Source organism: Paraburkholderia flava, from assembly GCF_004359985.1.
GTDB classification, from domain to species: Bacteria; Pseudomonadota; Gammaproteobacteria; order Burkholderiales; family Burkholderiaceae; genus Paraburkholderia; species Paraburkholderia flava.
On the sequence record NZ_SMRO01000002.1, the window covers coordinates 1,005,978 to 1,021,644 of the forward strand.

At 62.8% G+C, this 15,667-nt stretch carries 13 protein-coding genes and 1 riboswitch; of the genes, 7 read left to right on the forward strand and 6 right to left on the reverse strand.

Annotation, left to right across the window (positions count from 1 at the left end; all coding sequences use genetic code 11):
• Positions 1-559 precede the first annotated feature (559 nt).
• The 4 genes from E1748_RS15960 to E1748_RS15975 all read right to left on the reverse strand — a co-directional run bounded on the left by E1748_RS15960 (position 560) and on the right by E1748_RS15975 (position 5,044).
• Complete coding sequence (locus tag E1748_RS15960; RefSeq protein ID WP_133648164.1) at positions 560-1,531, reverse strand: DMT family transporter; 972 nt, start codon at positions 1,529-1,531, stop codon at positions 560-562.
• A 269-nt stretch (positions 1,532-1,800) separates the two neighbouring features.
• Positions 1,801-3,399 (reverse strand): L-lactate permease, encoded by a 1,599-nt coding sequence (locus tag E1748_RS15965; protein ID WP_133648165.1) that lies wholly within the window; start codon positions 3,397-3,399, stop codon positions 1,801-1,803.
• Positions 3,400-4,104: 705 nt separating this feature from the next.
• Positions 4,105-4,554, reverse strand: coding sequence for a hypothetical protein (locus E1748_RS15970; RefSeq protein ID WP_240766642.1), 450 nt, complete (start codon positions 4,552-4,554; stop codon positions 4,105-4,107).
• 277 nt (positions 4,555-4,831) lie between these two features.
• Positions 4,832-5,044 carry a glycine zipper 2TM domain-containing protein gene (locus E1748_RS15975; RefSeq protein WP_133648166.1) on the reverse strand — a complete coding sequence of 71 codons (213 nt, stop codon included), beginning with the start codon at positions 5,042-5,044 and terminating at the stop codon, positions 4,832-4,834.
• A gap of 394 nt (positions 5,045-5,438) precedes the next feature.
• On the opposite strand from E1748_RS15975, the gene E1748_RS15980 reads away from it, so the two are divergent.
• Positions 5,439-6,800, forward strand: a complete 1,362-nt coding sequence (locus E1748_RS15980; RefSeq protein WP_133648167.1) for an MFS transporter — start codon at positions 5,439-5,441, stop codon at positions 6,798-6,800.
• An 80-nt stretch (positions 6,801-6,880) separates the two neighbouring features.
• Here the strand turns inward: E1748_RS15980 and thiC are convergent, their stop codons facing one another.
• Complete coding sequence (gene thiC, locus E1748_RS15985) at positions 6,881-8,812, reverse strand: phosphomethylpyrimidine synthase ThiC (protein ID WP_133648168.1); 1,932 nt, start codon at positions 8,810-8,812, stop codon at positions 6,881-6,883.
• A gap of 92 nt (positions 8,813-8,904) precedes the next feature.
• Positions 8,905-9,024, reverse strand: a riboswitch (TPP riboswitch).
• 180 nt (positions 9,025-9,204) lie between these two features.
• Here thiC and E1748_RS15990 point away from each other — a divergent pair.
• The 4 genes from E1748_RS15990 to E1748_RS16005 all read left to right on the forward strand — a co-directional run bounded on the left by E1748_RS15990 (position 9,205) and on the right by E1748_RS16005 (position 11,889).
• The gene (locus E1748_RS15990) at positions 9,205-10,071 is read left to right on the forward strand and encodes a DUF1223 domain-containing protein (RefSeq protein ID WP_133648169.1); all 867 of its coding nucleotides are present in this window, start codon (positions 9,205-9,207) and stop codon (positions 10,069-10,071) included.
• Between the two features lie 43 nt (positions 10,072-10,114).
• Positions 10,115-10,744, forward strand: coding sequence for a cytochrome b/b6 domain-containing protein (locus tag E1748_RS15995; protein ID WP_133649389.1), 630 nt, complete (start codon positions 10,115-10,117; stop codon positions 10,742-10,744).
• A gap of 15 nt (positions 10,745-10,759) precedes the next feature.
• Entirely contained in the window at positions 10,760-11,539 is a 780-nt protein-coding gene (locus tag E1748_RS16000) for a molybdopterin-dependent oxidoreductase (RefSeq protein WP_133648170.1), read from the forward strand.
• 113 nt (positions 11,540-11,652) lie between these two features.
• Positions 11,653-11,889 (forward strand): pentapeptide MXKDX repeat protein, encoded by a 237-nt coding sequence (locus E1748_RS16005; RefSeq protein WP_133648171.1) that lies wholly within the window; start codon positions 11,653-11,655, stop codon positions 11,887-11,889.
• Between the two features lie 228 nt (positions 11,890-12,117).
• Here the strand turns inward: E1748_RS16005 and E1748_RS31500 are convergent, their stop codons facing one another.
• Positions 12,118-12,267 (reverse strand): hypothetical protein, encoded by a 150-nt coding sequence (locus tag E1748_RS31500; RefSeq protein WP_166653574.1) that lies wholly within the window; start codon positions 12,265-12,267, stop codon positions 12,118-12,120.
• Here E1748_RS31500 and E1748_RS16010 point away from each other — a divergent pair.
• Together E1748_RS16010 and E1748_RS16015 are read left to right on the forward strand one after the other, a co-directional pair.
• The gene (locus E1748_RS16010) at positions 12,266-13,180 is read left to right on the forward strand and encodes an EamA family transporter (RefSeq protein WP_133648172.1); all 915 of its coding nucleotides are present in this window, start codon (positions 12,266-12,268) and stop codon (positions 13,178-13,180) included. The two genes, E1748_RS31500 and E1748_RS16010, sit on opposite strands and share 2 nt — an antisense overlap.
• A 221-nt stretch (positions 13,181-13,401) precedes the next feature.
• Entirely contained in the window at positions 13,402-15,606 is a 2,205-nt protein-coding gene (locus E1748_RS16015; protein ID WP_133648173.1) for an OsmC domain/YcaO domain-containing protein, read from the forward strand.
• Positions 15,607-15,667: the final 61 nt, after the last annotated feature.

Genomic DNA, 15,667 nt, shown 5'->3' on the forward strand with positions numbered 1-15,667 from the left:
GATCAGCGGATCGACCCGCTGAACCGAACCCTCCCGGCCTTCGCGGCCACGGTCCGGTAGCCCTCTGAAAACCCGCCCGGTGCAAGCCGCGGCGGGTTTTTTCGTCTGAGGAACCCCCGTCACGTAACGTGACGTTACCCCGTAACGCCGCGGGCGCCCGCCCGCCGTTTTTCGCCGCAGCGCACCTAGACCCATAACAATCAAGGAGTTGCGCCGGTCGATCTGTGACATCGCTTGCTGGCACGTAAGCTGCTTTTATCTCCTCCGACACGGGATGCAAGCCTTATGTAGCAAGGGTTTGCGCGTTTTCCCGAAGTATCGCCCAACTCGCGCGCCGGACGACGAACCGGCGCGACCCCGACGACGGCTCGCGTGCGTTGCACGCGGGCCCCGGTGGCCCCGTCGCCTATCCTCGTAGGGCGACGGTTTCGCCCGCACTCCTTTGGAGTGCGGGCTATTTTTTTTGTGGCGGCGGAATGCGCGAAGCGTTCTGCAAAAAACAGCGCGGCCCCGGAATTCCGGGGCCGCGCTGTTTTGACGAAAGGCGCAGGAGGATGGGCTACGCGTGTTTTTCGCCGCGTCGTCCGAAGCCGGGGATGCGCTTGACGACACCCGTCGCGAGCGCGGTGCCGACGAGAATCACCGCGCAGCCTTCGACCATTCCGACCGACACGCTCTCATGCAGAAACAGCGCGCCCCACAGGATGCCGAAGATCGGGATCACGAACGTGACGGTGATCGCGCGGGCCGGCCCGACGACCGCGATCAGATGGAAGAACAGCATGTACGCGACGCCCGTGCACGCGATACCGAGGCCGAGCACCGCGCCCCATGCGTCGCGCGAGATCGGCGCGGCCGGCCACCAGATCACCGCGAGCGGCGCCAGCACGATCGTCGCGCCGGTCATCGTGCCGGCGGCGACCGTCAGTGCATCGACGCCGGTCAGGTGACGCTTCGTGTAGTTCGCGGCGATCCCGTACAGCAGCGTCGCGGCGAGTGCGGCGCCGGCCGCGAGCGCGGTGGTCGTCGGCGTGGCCGCTGCACCGTGCGGCGTCGCGATCTGATCCCACACGAGTAGCAGCACGCCCGCAAAGCCGACAACGAGCCCCAGCACGCGCAGTGCGCTCAACCGGTCGCGCAACCACAGGTACGCGACGAGCCCGCCCCACAGCGGCGTCGACGCGTTGATCACCGACGTCACGCCCGCCGACAGCGTCAGCTCCGCATACGCGAACAGACAGAACGGCGCGGCCGAATTGAGGATGCCGACGATCAGCAGCGGCCACGCGCGCGTGCGCAGCGTGTCGAGCGATTCGCGCACCGGACGACGCGTGAACATCACGATCAGCAGAAACAGCGCGCCGATGCCGACGCGCAGCGCCATCAACGGCGCGACGCCGAAGTCGGCGACACCGACGCGAATAAACAGGAACGATGCACCCCACAGGGACGCGAGAAAAACAAGCTGGGCGATGTTGACTGGATTCATGAGGTCGGCGTTGAGTGCGGTTGAGTCGCAACGCGAACGCATCGTAGCAGCGCGGTCGCGCGAAAAGCTTCACGCCGGGATGAAATGGCAAGAAACGGGAGAACACGCGGACCGGCGCTGCCAAGGGGCTGCGCGGTCGATGGCTGCCATCGTAGACGCGCCGTCAGTGGCGCTCCAAACGATCAATTCTCACGGGTATGTGAGAAAAATTGCGAGTGAGGCGGGCGAGAGAAGCGGAAGAGCGTGAGGTGAGATCAGGGCACCGCGCCGCGCAAACCACGCGCGGCGCAGCACGAACCACAACGTCCGCGTCAGTGCGGAATCATTCCCTGCAGGAAGTTCTGCTGCAGCCACACGAGGATACCGAGCGCGATCGTCAGGATGATCGAGTGCTTGAAGGTCTTCGCGAACACGATGCCTTCCTTGCCCTTGAGCTCGGTGGTGGCGACGCCGGTCGAGATGTTCTGCGGCGAGATCATCTTGCCCATCACACCGCCCGACGAATTGGTCGCGGCCATCAGCACCGGATTCAGGTTCAACTGATGCGCAGCGACCACCTGCAGGTTGCCGAACAGCGCGTTGCCCGACGTGTCGCTACCGGACAGAAACACGGCCACCCAGCCGAGGAACGCAGACACCAGCGGGAACAGCGCGCCCACCGACGCGGCACCCAGCCCGAGCGTATACGTGAGCCCCGAGTAGTTCATCAGGTACGCAAGGCCGACGATCGTCGCGACGGTCAGAATGGCGATGCGGGTCTGCACCCACGTATCGACGATCGCGCGGCCGAACTCGCGCACGCCGAGACCGACCACGATCGCGGTAATGATCGCCGCAACGAGGATCGCGGTGCCGGTCGCGAGCGGCTGGAAGTCCCAGATCGCACCATACGGCGTGTTGTACAGCGTGATGAACACGGCCTTGTCGAGACCCGGCCACGGGATCTTCACGTCGCCGATCGTGAACACCTTCGCGACGGTCCAGACGATCACCACGATCGCGACGATCAACCACGGATACCAGCCCTGCGCGCCGCTCACCTTGCCGCGCACCTCGTTCACGCGATCGACGTTGACTGCGAACCGGGGATCGGCTGCAGGTTTCCACACACGCAGGAACAGGATCGTGAGAATCAGCGACACCAGCGACGACAGCACGTCAGTCAGGCTGTAGTTGACGTAGTTAGACGTGACGAACTGCGTGAGCGCGAAGCTCGCGCCCGACACCAGCAGCACCGGCCACACGCGCAGCATGTTGCGAAAGCCCGCGTAGACAGCGATCACGTAGAACGGCAGCAGCAGCGCGAAGAACGGCAACTGGCGGCCGACCATTTTCGCGAGCGCATCGGTCGGCAGATGGGTCACTGCGCCGAGCACGGTGATCGGCACGCCGAGTGCGCCGAACGCGACCGGCGCGGTGTTGAAGATCAGTGTGAAGGTCAGCGCCTCGAGCGTCGGGAAGCCGAGCAGGATCAGCAGCGAACTGGTGATCGCGATCGGCGTGCCGAAGCCCGAGATGCCTTCGAACAGCGCGCCGAACGAGAAGCCGATCACGACGAGCACGATGCGCCGGTCGTTCGGCAGGTTGTCGATCATCCACATGCGGAACGCCGCGAAGCGCCCCGAGCGCAGCGCGATGTTGTACAGCAGGATCGCGGCGAACACGATCCACATGACCGGCCAGCACGCGAACACCGCGCCCGCGACGACCGAGTTCACGGCGAGCCCGGCCGGAAACTGCCAGCCGAAAATCGCGACCAGCAGCCCCACGACGAGCCCGGCCAGCGATGCCTGCCACGCGGGACGGCGAGCCCAGCCGAGCATGAGCAGCACCGTGAGAATCGGTAGTACCGCGACGAGGAACGACGGCAACAGCGCGTTGCCGATGGGGGTCAACAGTTGATGGAACATCGCGTCTCCTGTCGATTGGATTTGACGCCTTCGCGTTCGCTCCAATCTTGTTCAAAGCTTCGTTGTTGTTCGAATCGACGCTTTGTTTTCGACTTCGGCGCGTCGGTCGGGTCAGGACGGATGGCGGCGGCGTCGTGCAGTCGCACGACGTGGGGTCGCGTATTAAGTAGATAGTGCGGTGTGGCACCTGCCAGCATAGAACCCCCGCGCGTTACGTCAAGGCGGGAAACTACGCGGAAGCGCGACGGGAAGAAACCGGGGGTGTGGATCGTTGCGCGAGGGGGATGAAGGCGCGTGGGTCGTCGAGACAGGTGATAGAGCGGTGGAGTGTGGACGTCGGTGCGTCACGCGGTGGGTGTCGCGTGTGCTGTGGAGGCGGGAAAGAAGCTTAGGGTGTGGCGTGCGGACGCGGGCGTGTCACCCGGCAGGTGTGCCGCGCGTACTGCGTAAGCGGGAACGAAGGTTCGCGTATGGATGCGGGGGCGTCCGGATCCGGAAGAAGTTCTTCGGCGCGCGTGGCACACGCGGCGATGATCGAAGTCGTGAAGAAAGTGCAGAGCACGCGACGGTCTTCGTGAAAACCAGCGCGACGCGGCGCTTACACGAACGAGCCGGACGCGCGCCGCACGATCACGCTAAGCGACGATTGCGCAGCGGACCCTGGCGCGTTCCACTGCAACGCGCCGGTAACCGACGATCAGGCGATCAGTGATGCCAGCCGCGACCGCCGCCACGCCATCCGCGACCACCGCCCCAGCCGAAGCCCAGCGAGATCGACGGACCCCACCACGCCGGACCGCCCCACGAAGGGTACGCAGGATAGTAGCCGGGGTAGTACGCGGGGTAGGCGGGATACGCAGGCGCGACATACACCGGCGGCTGCGCGACTGCGTAGGTGGGCGGCGGCTCGTATTGCTCGTCCGGTGTGGCGACGGGAGGGCGTACTGCCCTCGACGATGCCGAAGGCGGCGGCGGGGCCGGCACGGCCTGCTGCGTCGTGGCGGCCGGCACGGTCGGGTAATAGGTTGCGTAGCCCGGCGAGTAGTAGCCGCCCGGGTAATAACCGTACGGGTAGTAGCAGCCGGAGAGCGAACCGGCCAGTGCCAGCAGGCCGACAGTGCCGACGAGTCTTGGCGTGGCGAAACGGGTGTTCATGACGGAACTCCTTCAATCGGCGCGCGGCGCCGCGAGATCCTCCGAGCTTACGCCCGACGCGCAACGCCCGGGTTGCGAAGCAGTAACCGCATATTTCACGCCGTTGCAAAAAGAGACGCGGCGCATCTGTCGATGGATGCGCCGCGCCGTTGTTTCTTCATTCTCTGTCGACGCCGCGTTCGTTGCGCAACGTATCGACACCGCCTGCGGTACGCGGCGTTCGGGCTCCCTGATTCTGCCTGGCTATATCTGGCTTTGCGCGTCTGTCGCCGCAGGCTTACTTGCCGACCTGATTACCAATCAGACCGCCGGCCGCCGCACCGCCGAGCGTCGACAGCGCATTGCCGCCGATCGCCGCGCCCGCCACGCCGCCGACGCCCGCGCCGATGGCCGTATCGCGTTGCCGCGTGGTCATGCCGTCGCACGCCGCTAGACTGGTGACGACCGCTGCGATCGCCGCAAACGTACCGATTCGACGAATCGTCTTCATGATGAGCCTCCTTCCTCGATGGTTCTGGATTCCGGAGCGCAGGACGCCCCTGTTAATCCCATCGTAGCCGCGTGCGTCGCGTCGCGCGGTTTCCAGTTGTGTGCGCTTGTCAGGGAAATGTTGGTTTGGTAAGGGGATGTTTCCGGACGGAACCAGCGGCCCGGCCAGGCAGTATGAGCCCGCGTAAACCCGCGGGTTATCCCCCGTTGACCCGTCGCTTACGTCTTCGCTACAGTGCGGCATCGTGTTCGTTATATGAATCGTTGTTCTTATATAGAACTTTTTGAGGCGGCCGATTTCACCGCATGCGTCGGTATCATTCACCGGTCCAGGCCCGGCACGGATGCAACAGAGACGGCACTGTCGCGTGCCGTCAGAACGAAGTGGAGGAGACGTGAACCAGCGCCCTGTCGTCGATGTGCAGACGTTCATCAACGAGCACCCGTTCTCGGGTTTCCAGTGGCTCATCTTCGCGATGTGTTTCGCGATCGTGCTGCTGGACGGTTTCGATACCGCCGCGATCGGTTTCATCGCTCCTTCGCTGGTCAACGAGTGGAGCATCAGCAAGCCCGCGCTCGCACCGGTGCTGAGCGCTGCGCTGTTCGGTCTCGCGTGCGGCGCGCTGGTGTCCGGTCCGCTGTCCGACCGGCTTGGCCGGCGCGCGTTGCTGACCGGTTCAGTCGGCCTGTTCGGTGTCGCGTGTTTCGCATCGTCGTTCTCGGGCAATCTGTCTGAGCTGACCGCGTTGCGTTTCGTCACCGGCGTTGGGCTCGGCGCGGCGATGCCGAACGCGGTGACGGTGATCGGAGAGTTCTGTCCCGATCGTCGTCGCGCGACGCTGATCAATCTGATGTTCTGCGGCTTTCCGCTCGGGGCTGCATGCGGCGGCTTTCTCGCCGCATGGATGATCCCGCATTGGGGCTGGCGTAGCGTGCTGCAACTGGGCGGCGTGGTGCCGCTCGTGTTGACGGTTCTGCTGCTGCTCAAGCTGCCCGAGTCGGTGCGTTATCGCGTCGCGAAAGGGCATCCTGCCGAGCTGATTCGCGCGACGCTCGCGCGCATTTCATCGGCAGCATCGGAAGCCGGATCGTTCACGATGACCGAGACGGTAGCGCACGTCGAAGGCCGCAGCGGCATGCGCGTGGTCTTGTCGCGCGATTACATCGTCGGCTCGGTGATGCTGTGGTTCGCGTACTTCATGGGGCTCGTGATCTTCTACGCGTCGATCAACTGGATGCCGATCCTGTTGAAGGAAGCCGGCCTGAATCCGCAGCGCGCGACGCTGATCTCCGCGCTGTTCCCGCTCGGCGGTGTCGGTGCGGTGCTGTGCGGCGTGCTGATGGATCGCTTCAACGCGAACCGGATCGTCGCGGTGTGCTATGCGCTGACAGCAGTGAGTGTGTACTGCATCGGCCAGGCGCTCGGCAACGTCGGGCTGCTCGTGTTGACTGTGTTCGCCGCGGGCGTGTTGATGAACACCGCGCAGTCGTCGCTGCCTGCACTCGCTGCTGCGTTCTATCCGACGCAAGGGCGCGGCACCGGCGTCGCGTGGATGCTCGGCATTGGACGCTTCGGCGGTATCGCGGGATCGTTTCTCGTGGCCGAGCTGGCGCGTCGTCACGTGTCGTTCGAGGGAATCTTCGCGACGATCGCGGTCGCGGGTGTCGTATCGTGTGTGGCGCTGCTTGTGAAGCAGGCCGCGCATCCGTCGACGGGCGGTACGAAACCGGTCGGCGCCGAATCGCTTGGGCACTGACGCTGAATGAAACCGTGCGCGCGGACCCATCGGTCCGCGCGCACGGTGAAGCGGAATCTATATCAGCAGCGCATTAACGCTTATTGCCGCTGATAAATCTCCGCTCCCTTCTTCATGAACTCGATCGACTTCACTTCCATTCCTTTCTTCAGCGCTTCGTCGTCGGTCACGCCCTGCTGCGCAGCGAACTCGCGAACGTCCTGCGTGATCTTCATCGAGCAGAAGTGCGGACCGCACATCGAGCAGAAGTGCGCGACCTTCGCGGAATCCTTCGGCAGCGTTTCGTCGTGGAATTCACGCGCCTTGTCCGGATCGAGGCCGAGGTTGAACTGGTCTTCCCAGCGGAACTCGAAGCGCGCCTTGCTCAATGCGTTGTCGCGCACCTGCGCGCCCGGATGGCCCTTCGCCAGATCGGCTGCGTGCGCGGCGAGCTTGTACGTGATGATGCCGGTCTTCACGTCGTCCTTGTTCGGCAAGCCGAGGTGTTCCTTCGGCGTCACGTAGCAGAGCATCGCGGTGCCGAACCAGCCGATCATCGCTGCACCGATGCCCGACGTGATGTGGTCGTAGCCCGGTGCGATGTCGGTGGTCAACGGTCCAAGCGTGTAGAACGGCGCTTCGTCGCACCATTCCAGCTGCAGGTCCATGTTTTCCTTGATCAGCTGCATCGGCACGTGGCCGGGGCCTTCGATCATCGTCTGCACGTCGTGCTTCCACGCGATCTGCGTGAGTTCGCCGAGGGTCTTCAACTCACCAAGTTGCGCTTCGTCGTTTGCGTCGTAGATCGAGCCGGGACGCAGACCATCGCCGAGCGAGAACGCGACGTCATACGCCTTCATGATTTCGCAGATGTCTTCGAAGTGCTCGTACAGGAAACTTTCCTTGTGGTGAGCCAGGCACCACTTCGCCATGATCGAGCCGCCGCGCGACACGATGCCGGTCATCCGCTTCGCGGTCAGCGGCACGTACTGCAGACGCACGCCCGCGTGGATCGTGAAGTAGTCGACGCCTTGCTCGGCCTGTTCGATCAGCGTGTCGCGGAAAATTTCCCATGTGAGATCTTCGGCTTTGCCGTTGACCTTTTCGAGCGCCTGATAGATCGGCACCGTGCCGATCGGCACCGGGCTGTTGCGGATGATCCACTCGCGCGTTTCGTGAATGTGCTTGCCAGTCGACAGATCCATCACCGTGTCGCCGCCCCAGCGGATCGCCCACGTCATCTTGTCGACTTCCTCGCCGATGGAGGAGGTGACTGCCGAGTTGCCGATGTTCGCATTGACCTTCACGAGGAAGTTGCGACCGATGATCATCGGTTCGCTTTCCGGGTGATTGATGTTGTTCGGGATGATCGCGCGGCCGCGTGCGACTTCTTCGCGCACGAACTCGGCCGTGATCGCCGTCAGGCCATTCGGGCCGAACGCACTGGCGCCGAACGCCTGGCCCGGATGCTGGCGACCCATCATCGCGGCGAGTTTTTCGCCGTTCGGGCCGCTCGTTTTCAGGCTCTCAATATACTCGGCACGACGCTGGTTCTCGCGGATCGCGATGTATTCCATCTCCGGCGTGACGATGCCTTTTCGCGCGTAGTGCATCTGCGACACGTTCTTGCCGGCGACCGCGCGGCGCGGCGTGCGGTGCAGGCCCTGAAAGCGCAAGTCGGCGGTGGCGGTGTCGGCGGCGCGCTCACGGCTGAAGTCGCTCGACAGACCCGTCAGCGCTTCCGTGTCGGCGCGCTCTTCGATCCACGCCTGACGCAGCGCCGGCAGACCGGCGCGGATGTCGATTTTCGCTTCGGGATCGGAGTACGGGCCCGACGTATCGTAGACATAGACCGGAGGATTCTTTTCGCCGCCGAAGCTGTCGGGCGTATCGGCCTGCGAGATTTCGCGCATCGGTACGCGGATGTCCGGGCGCGAACCGGTCACGTAGACCTTGCGGGAATTGGGCAGCGGCGCGACAGCGGCTTCGTCGACGTGAGCGTCGGCGGAAAGGAACTTCGGGTTGGCGTTCATGCGTTATCTCCTCTAGCCAGGCAATGTGGGGCGGCTAAGCAGGAGACGAGATGAAGTGAGTCGGGTTTCGCGGGAGGTCTTGCAGGGATAAGCAGCGAAGCCCGTACGCTTCCCTGCGCTGGCATTATCCAGATCAGGTTCAAAGGGTATTTCTCACCCACGTGGCTCACCGCCCGAAGACGATGTGCGACGCAGGACCCCCGCGTTAGCAGCGCACACGATACACCGGCCGGCGGGGGCTTGGCAACCCGTCGCGCTTGGGTTTCTGACGATCGCCTGACGTCATGCCGACGATCGTCTATCGCGTACCGTCTGCAAAAAAATCTTCGCTCCGGCTGTCATAACGACGTTCCTGCACCGACCAACGTTCGGATTCCTCGCAGGAGCACGTCATGTCTATCGTTTCGAGCCGCGGTTTGATTGCGCGGATTTTTCTTGCACGCAACGTTGTGCGCGTTTTTGCGTTGCTTGCCGCGTTCGGTGCTGTCGTCGCGAGCGGGGCCGCGAATGCAGCGGCAGGCCAGTGCATCGCGCACAGCCCCGCGCATCGCGTCGCGCTCGTCGAGCTGTACAGCAGCGAAGGCTGCGACAGCTGTCCGCCGGCCGACCGTTGGTTCGGTCAATGGAAAGAGAGCGGCGTCGCGCAGGGCATCGTGCCGCTCGCGATGCACGTCGATTACTGGAACAGCCTCGGCTGGACCGACCGCTTCTCGCAGCATCGTTTTACCGAACGGCAGCAGAGCCTGACCGATCTCGGCGGCGGCCACACGATCTACACGCCTGAAGTGTTCGTCGCGGGACGTGAGTTGCGCGGCTGGTCGAGTGCGGAGAGTTTCGGTGACCGGGTCAAGCGGATCGTCGGCGAGCCTGCGACGGCGGATGTATCGGTTGCGCTTGCGCCGCGAGTGGGCGGCGCGGCGAATGCAGTCGATATCGACGCGCAGTTCGCGGCGCGTGCATCAAACACATCGCCTGATTCTCTGAACGCCTACGTCGCGGTGTACGAGAACTCGCTCGTCTCGCAGGTCAAGGCAGGCGAGAACAGCGGTGCGACGCTGCATCATGAGCGCGTCGTGCGGCAGTGGATCGGCCCCGTTCCGCTCGCATCCGGACATGCGCAGATTCGCCGCGCACTCGCACTCGACGATCCCGGCGCCACCGCACCCGTCCCGGCGTCGCACTTCGGCGTCGTCGCGTTCGTCGAGAACGCCGCGACCGGCGACGTGCTGCAGGCCGCCGATCTGCCGGCGTGCCAGTAGGCCCCCCACGATCACGAAGGAGCTCACGATGAATCCCTTACCCATGCCCGCGTCCGCGCCGGCACCCACACCGAGCGTGCCGCGCGAGCGCCCGATCCACCCGCGCTGGGTGCGCGTCACGCATTGGCTCAACGCGCTCGCCGCGATCACGATGATGCTGTCGGGCTGGCGGATTTACGACGCGTCGCCGGTATTCGCGGGCTTTTCGATTCCGCCCGCGATCACGCTCGGCGGCTGGCTCGGCGGCGCGCTGCAGTGGCACTTTGCGGCGATGTGGCTGCTCGTGTTCAACGGGCTCGTCTATCTGATCCTGACCATCGCAAGCGGGCGGTTCATGCGCAAGTTCTTGCCGCTGTCGCCGCGTGCCGTACTGCGCGATCTGGTGAGTGCATTGCGCGGCCGGCTGGCGCACGACGATCTGAGTCACTACAACGCGGTGCAGAAGCTCGCATACGTCGTCGTGATCGTCGATCTGGTCGTGCTCGTGCTGTCGGGGCTCGCGATCTGGAAGTCGGTGCAGTTTCCGCTGCTGCGCGAACTGATGGGCGGCTACGACACCGCGCGGATCGTGCATTTCTGCGCGATGGCGGTCATGGCCAGTTTTCTCGTCGTGCATCTCGCGCTCGTCGCACTGGTGCCGCGCTCGCTGCTCGCGATGCTGCGCGGCCGCTAATTCACGGACACCGTCATGAGCGATATCAAACGACCTTCTCCGCAGAAACTCGATCGCGAGTCGATCCTGATCGATGCACGCCGTGAGCTCTCGATGCCGTCGCGGCGCCGCTTCGGCAAGCAGTTGCTGACGCTCGGCGGCCTGTCGATGCTGACTGGCTGCTCGCTGACCGATAACGATTCGGTCAACGCATTCCTCACCGCGGTCTCGCGACTGAACGATCGCGCGCAGGGCTTGCTGTTCGACCCGACTCAACTCGCGCCCACCTACACCGAGGCGCAGATCACGCGACCGTTTCCGTTCAACGCGTACTACGGCATCGACGAAGTACCCGATGTCGACGGCGCGTCGTATCGGCTGCACGTGAGCGGTCTGGTCAAGGGCCAGCGCGTGTGGACGCTGCCCGAGCTGTACGCGCTGCCGCATGAGGAGCAGATCACGCGACATATCTGCGTCGAAGGATGGAGCGCGGTGGGCCGCTGGGGTGGCACGCCGTTCCGCGATTTTCTGCACCGCGTCGGCGCGGACACGACCGCGAAGTACGTCGGCTTCAAATGCGCGGACGACTACTTCGAAAGCATCGACATGCCGACCGCGCTGCATCCGCAGACGCTGCTCGCATTCGACTACGACGGCAGCCGCCTGCCCGCGAAATACGGCTATCCGATGAAGCTGCGGATGCCGACCAAGCTCGGCTACAAGAACCCGAAACACATCGTCGAGATTTTCGTCACCAACACGTATCCCGGCGGCTATTGGGTCGACCAGGGCTACAACTGGTTCGGAGGCTCCTGACGCGCGGGTCGTCGCCTGAAGCGGGCGGCCACGCACGGCAGAAGCTTTGGAAGTACCCGGCACGACGCGTTCGTCGTAGCCGGTTTGATCAATCGATAAAACGGAGTTATCTCATGAAGAAGTTTGCGATCGCAGTTACCACCCTGGCCCTGGCACTCGGCGCCGGCAGCGCATTCGCTCAGGCAAGCGATGCGATGTCGGGCGGCGCGATGGCCAAGGATTCGATGTCGAAGGACTCGATGTCCAAGGATTCCATGTCGAAAGACAAGATGGCGAAGCACAACAAGATGAAGAAGGGCGGCGACGCGATGGGCATGAAGCACGAAGCGTCCGGCGCGATGAGCAACTGAACGGTCGCGGGCGCCGTTCGCGGCGCCCGCGATGCTTCGCTGTCGAAACAATTTTTACGTTTGGCCTGACAAGTCCCTTCCGACTCTCCTGCATAATGCTGCCGGTGTGCGTTGCGTTTGCCGTGTCCCGCCGGGATGTTCCTCCGCCGCCGACGATTTCGGTGTCAGCCGGCTGACCGCGCCGCACTGATCCCGGGTTTTCCGCGCTTCGCGTGGCCGGGCTTATCGTCAGTCTCCTGTTTTTCCTGCTCGACCATCATGCCGTTCTGCCTTGTCCGCCTCGCTGCGCTTCACGCGGAGTGTGCGCGTCTGCGCGTCCTGAATCTTTTTCCGGGCGCGGGCGCCCTTGCCCTTGCTGCACAGGTGGGCTGAACGCATGGATCGGTCATTCTTCTCACGCTTGCCCTTGCGGCTGCCGCGTACGCAGGGCGGTCGCATCGCGCTGTCGCTGGCGTTCGTCTATATCGTCTGGGGCTCGACGTATCTCGCCGTGCATGTGGCGCTGGAGTCGTTTCCGCCGCTGCTGCTGTCCGGGTTGCGCAATCTGTTCGCGGGGATCGGGCTGTTTATTTTCGCTGTGCAGCGTCGTCCGCAATGGCCGACGTTGGTTGAGATCCGCAACGCGGGGCTCGTCGGGACGATGCTCGTCGCGATGTCGAGCGGGATGCTCGCGGTCGGGATGCGTACCGTCGGCACGGGCATGGCTGCCGTGATGGTCGCGACCGTGCCGCTGTTCGCGACGGTGATCGCGGCGGTCGCTGGTCGGCCGATCACAAAAGGCGAGTGGGGCGCGGTTGCGCTCGGGCTTGTCGGGATCGCTGTGCTGAATCATGGGGACACCTCCGCTGGATCGGCGGGCGGTAGTCTCGCGATTCTGGTCGGTGCGCTGTTCTGGGCCGGTGGTGCGCATCTCGCGGGGCGGTTGCGGATGCCGTCGGATCTGTTCCTGTCGACGTCGCTGCAGGTGGGACTCGGCGGCGCGGTGTCGACTGTGATCGCATGGGCGCTCGACGAGCGGATGATGGACCTCAAGCTCGGCGCAGCTGTTGCCTTCGTTTATCTCGTGATGATCGGGACGATGGGGGCTTATGTCGCTTATGGCTATTTGATCCGGCACACGAGTCCGATCATCGCGAGCAGCTGTATGTACGTGAATCCGATTGTCGCGGTTGCGCTGGGCGCGGTGACGCTGGGTGAGCCGGTGACGCGCTGGACGGTGATCGCGACGCTGTTGATTTTGCTGAGCGTGGGCTTGTCGTTCTGGTTCGATCGTCGCCGGGCGCCAGGTTAGGCATTGAGATTCGGCTGACCTTGAATGCTGCGGCCAGGCTTTGTCAGTCGTGCCCGGCAGTGAGTTCGTGCTCCGGCCTGCAAAGCGACCTTAGCGGACTCAGCGGAGAGCATCAGCTCGTCAACGGACACCGCCAGCACCTGGCGATCTGCAACAGCAACCGCACCTGGTGATGGATAATGGCGGTCACATCATTTTGAGCACCGCCTTGGCGTTCTCCCATGGAAATTAAAGTCAACTTTCTCGACAAGCTGCGTCTTGAGGCTAAGTTCGATGACTTCACGGTAGTGGCCGACCAGCCTATCCGTTATAAAGGCGATGGCTCGGCACCGGGGCCTTTCGATTATTTTTTGGCTTCGTCGGCCTTGTGTGCCGCTTATTTTGTGAAGTTGTACTGCGTAAATCGCAACATTCCGACGGAAAACATCCGCCTGTCGCAGAACAATATTGTTGATCCGGAAAACAGGTACCAACAGATTTTCAAGATTCAGGTCGAGTTGCCGCCGGATATCTCGGAAGCCGACCGCCGCGGCATCTTGCGCTTTATCGACCGTTGTACAGTGAAAAAAGTGGTGCAGGCCGGACCCGAGTTTGTCATTGAAGAAGTAGAAAACCTGGATGCCGATGCTCAGTCGTTGCTGACGTTGCAACCGGCTTCCGGTGCCAGCACCTATATTGCGGGCAAGGATCTGCCGCTGGAGCAAACCATCGCCAATATGTCGGCCATTCTGGCGGGCCTCGGCATGAAGATTGAAATTGCTTCGTGGCGCAATATCGTTCCGAATGTGTGGTCGCTGCATATCCGCGATGCGCATTCGCCGATGTGTTTTACCAATGGCAAGGGAGCGACCAAAGAAAGCGCGCTGGCGTCGGCATTGGGCGAGTTTATCGAGCGCCTGAATTGCAACCACTTTTATGGCGGCGCGTTTTGGGGCGAAGACATCGCCAATGCGGCGTTTGTCCATTACCCGGACGAGCGCTGGTTCAAGCCCGGCCGCAAGGATGCGCTGCCGGCTGAAATTCTGGATGCGTACTGTCTGGAAATTTATAACCCCGATGATGAGTTGCGTGGCTCGCATCTGTACGACACCAACTCCGGCAATGTGCAGCGGGGTATCTGTTCGCTGCCGTATGTGCGGCAGTCGGACGGCGAAGTGGTGTACTTTCCGTCCAACCTGATCGAGAACCTGTTCGTCAGCAATGGCATGAGTGCCGGTAACACGCTGGCCGAAGCGCAGGTGCAATGTCTGTCCGAAATTTTCGAACGGGCCGTAAAGCGCGAAATTCTGGAAGGTGAGATTGCGCTGCCTGATGTGCCGCAGGAAGTGCTGGCGAAATACCCCGGCATTCTCGCCGGGATTCGAGGCCTGGAAGAGCAGGGTTTTCCGGTGCTGGTGAAGGATGCGTCGCTAGGTGGCACCTACCCGTTGATGTGCGTCACCTTGATGAACCCGCGGACCGGCGGTGTTTTCGCCTCGTTCGGCGCTCACCCGAGCTTCGAGGTGGCGCTGGAACGGAGTCTGACGGAGTTGCTGCAGGGGCGCAGTTTTGAAGGTCTGAACGATTTGCCTCAGCCTACCTTCGTCAGTAACGCCGTGACTGAATCAAATAACTTTGTCGAGCACTTCATCGATTCCAGCGGTGTGGTGTCGTGGCGCTTTTTCAGTGCCAAAGCGAATTTCGAGTTTGTCGAATGGGATTTCTCCGGCCAGGGTGAAAACTCCAACGCCGAGGAAGCCGCTACGTTGTTCGGTATTCTCGAAGACATGGGCAAAGAGGTTTACATGGCGGTGTATGACCAGCTGGGTGCCGTCGCCTGTCGGATTCTCGTGCCCGGTTATTCCGAAGTTTACCCGGTAGAGGATTTGATCTGGGATAACACAAACAAGTCGCTGTTGTTCCGCGCCGATATCTTGAATGTGCATCGTCTGGACGACGCAGCGCTCACGGCGCTGCTCGATCGGCTGGAAAACAACGAACTGGATGAGTACTCCGACATTGCCACCTTGATCGGCATTGAATTTGACGAGAATACGGACTGGGGGCAGCTAACCGTCGTCGAGTTGAAACTGCTGATTAATCTTGCCTTGCAGCAATTCGAAGCGGCGCAGGAACTGGTGGGAGCGTTCCTGCAATACAACGACAACACGGTCGAACGCGGATTGTTTTATCAGGCCTTGAACGTGGTGCTGGAGGTGTTGCTCGATGACGATCTGGATCTGGACGACTACGCGCTCAACTTCCGCCGGATGTTCGGCGACGCCCGGATGGACGCGGTAATGGGGTCGGTGGACGGCAGCGTGCGCTTCCATGGGCTCACGCCAACGAGTATGAAACTGGAGGGTCTCGACAGGCACCACCGCCTGATCGACAGTTATAAGAAATTGCACAAGGCGCGCGCTAATGCGGCGGCTGTAGCGAAGTAGGGTGGAGAGCTGTGCTGAGGCCAGTACGTACCTTCTACTGTCCCTGACACGAGGTCACCCG

What these genes read in the sequence shown, in the direction of transcription:
- E1748_RS15975 (WP_133648166.1), bottom strand. Translation starts at nt 5,044, where the DNA reads ATGAAGACGATTCGTCGAATCGGTACGTTTGCGGCGATCGCAGCGGTC.
- E1748_RS15995 (WP_133649389.1), top strand. Translation starts at nt 10,115, where the DNA reads ATGCCCGCGTCCGCGCCGGCACCCACACCGAGCGTGCCGCGCGAGCGC.
- E1748_RS15990 (WP_133648169.1), top strand. Translation starts at nt 9,205, where the DNA reads ATGTCTATCGTTTCGAGCCGCGGTTTGATTGCGCGGATTTTTCTTGCA.
- E1748_RS16000 (WP_133648170.1), top strand. Translation starts at nt 10,760, where the DNA reads ATGAGCGATATCAAACGACCTTCTCCGCAGAAACTCGATCGCGAGTCG.
- E1748_RS16005 (WP_133648171.1), top strand. Translation starts at nt 11,653, where the DNA reads ATGAAGAAGTTTGCGATCGCAGTTACCACCCTGGCCCTGGCACTCGGC.
- E1748_RS15970 (WP_240766642.1), bottom strand. Translation starts at nt 4,554, where the DNA reads ATGAACACCCGTTTCGCCACGCCAAGACTCGTCGGCACTGTCGGCCTG.
- E1748_RS15965 (WP_133648165.1), bottom strand. Translation starts at nt 3,399, where the DNA reads ATGTTCCATCAACTGTTGACCCCCATCGGCAACGCGCTGTTGCCGTCG.
- thiC (WP_133648168.1), bottom strand. Translation starts at nt 8,812, where the DNA reads ATGAACGCCAACCCGAAGTTCCTTTCCGCCGACGCTCACGTCGACGAA.
- E1748_RS31500 (WP_166653574.1), bottom strand. Translation starts at nt 12,267, where the DNA reads ATGCGTTCAGCCCACCTGTGCAGCAAGGGCAAGGGCGCCCGCGCCCGG.
- E1748_RS16010 (WP_133648172.1), top strand. Translation starts at nt 12,266, where the DNA reads ATGGATCGGTCATTCTTCTCACGCTTGCCCTTGCGGCTGCCGCGTACG.
- E1748_RS15960 (WP_133648164.1), bottom strand. Translation starts at nt 1,531, where the DNA reads ATGCGTTCGCGTTGCGACTCAACCGCACTCAACGCCGACCTCATGAAT.
- E1748_RS16015 (WP_133648173.1), top strand. Translation starts at nt 13,402, where the DNA reads ATGGAAATTAAAGTCAACTTTCTCGACAAGCTGCGTCTTGAGGCTAAG.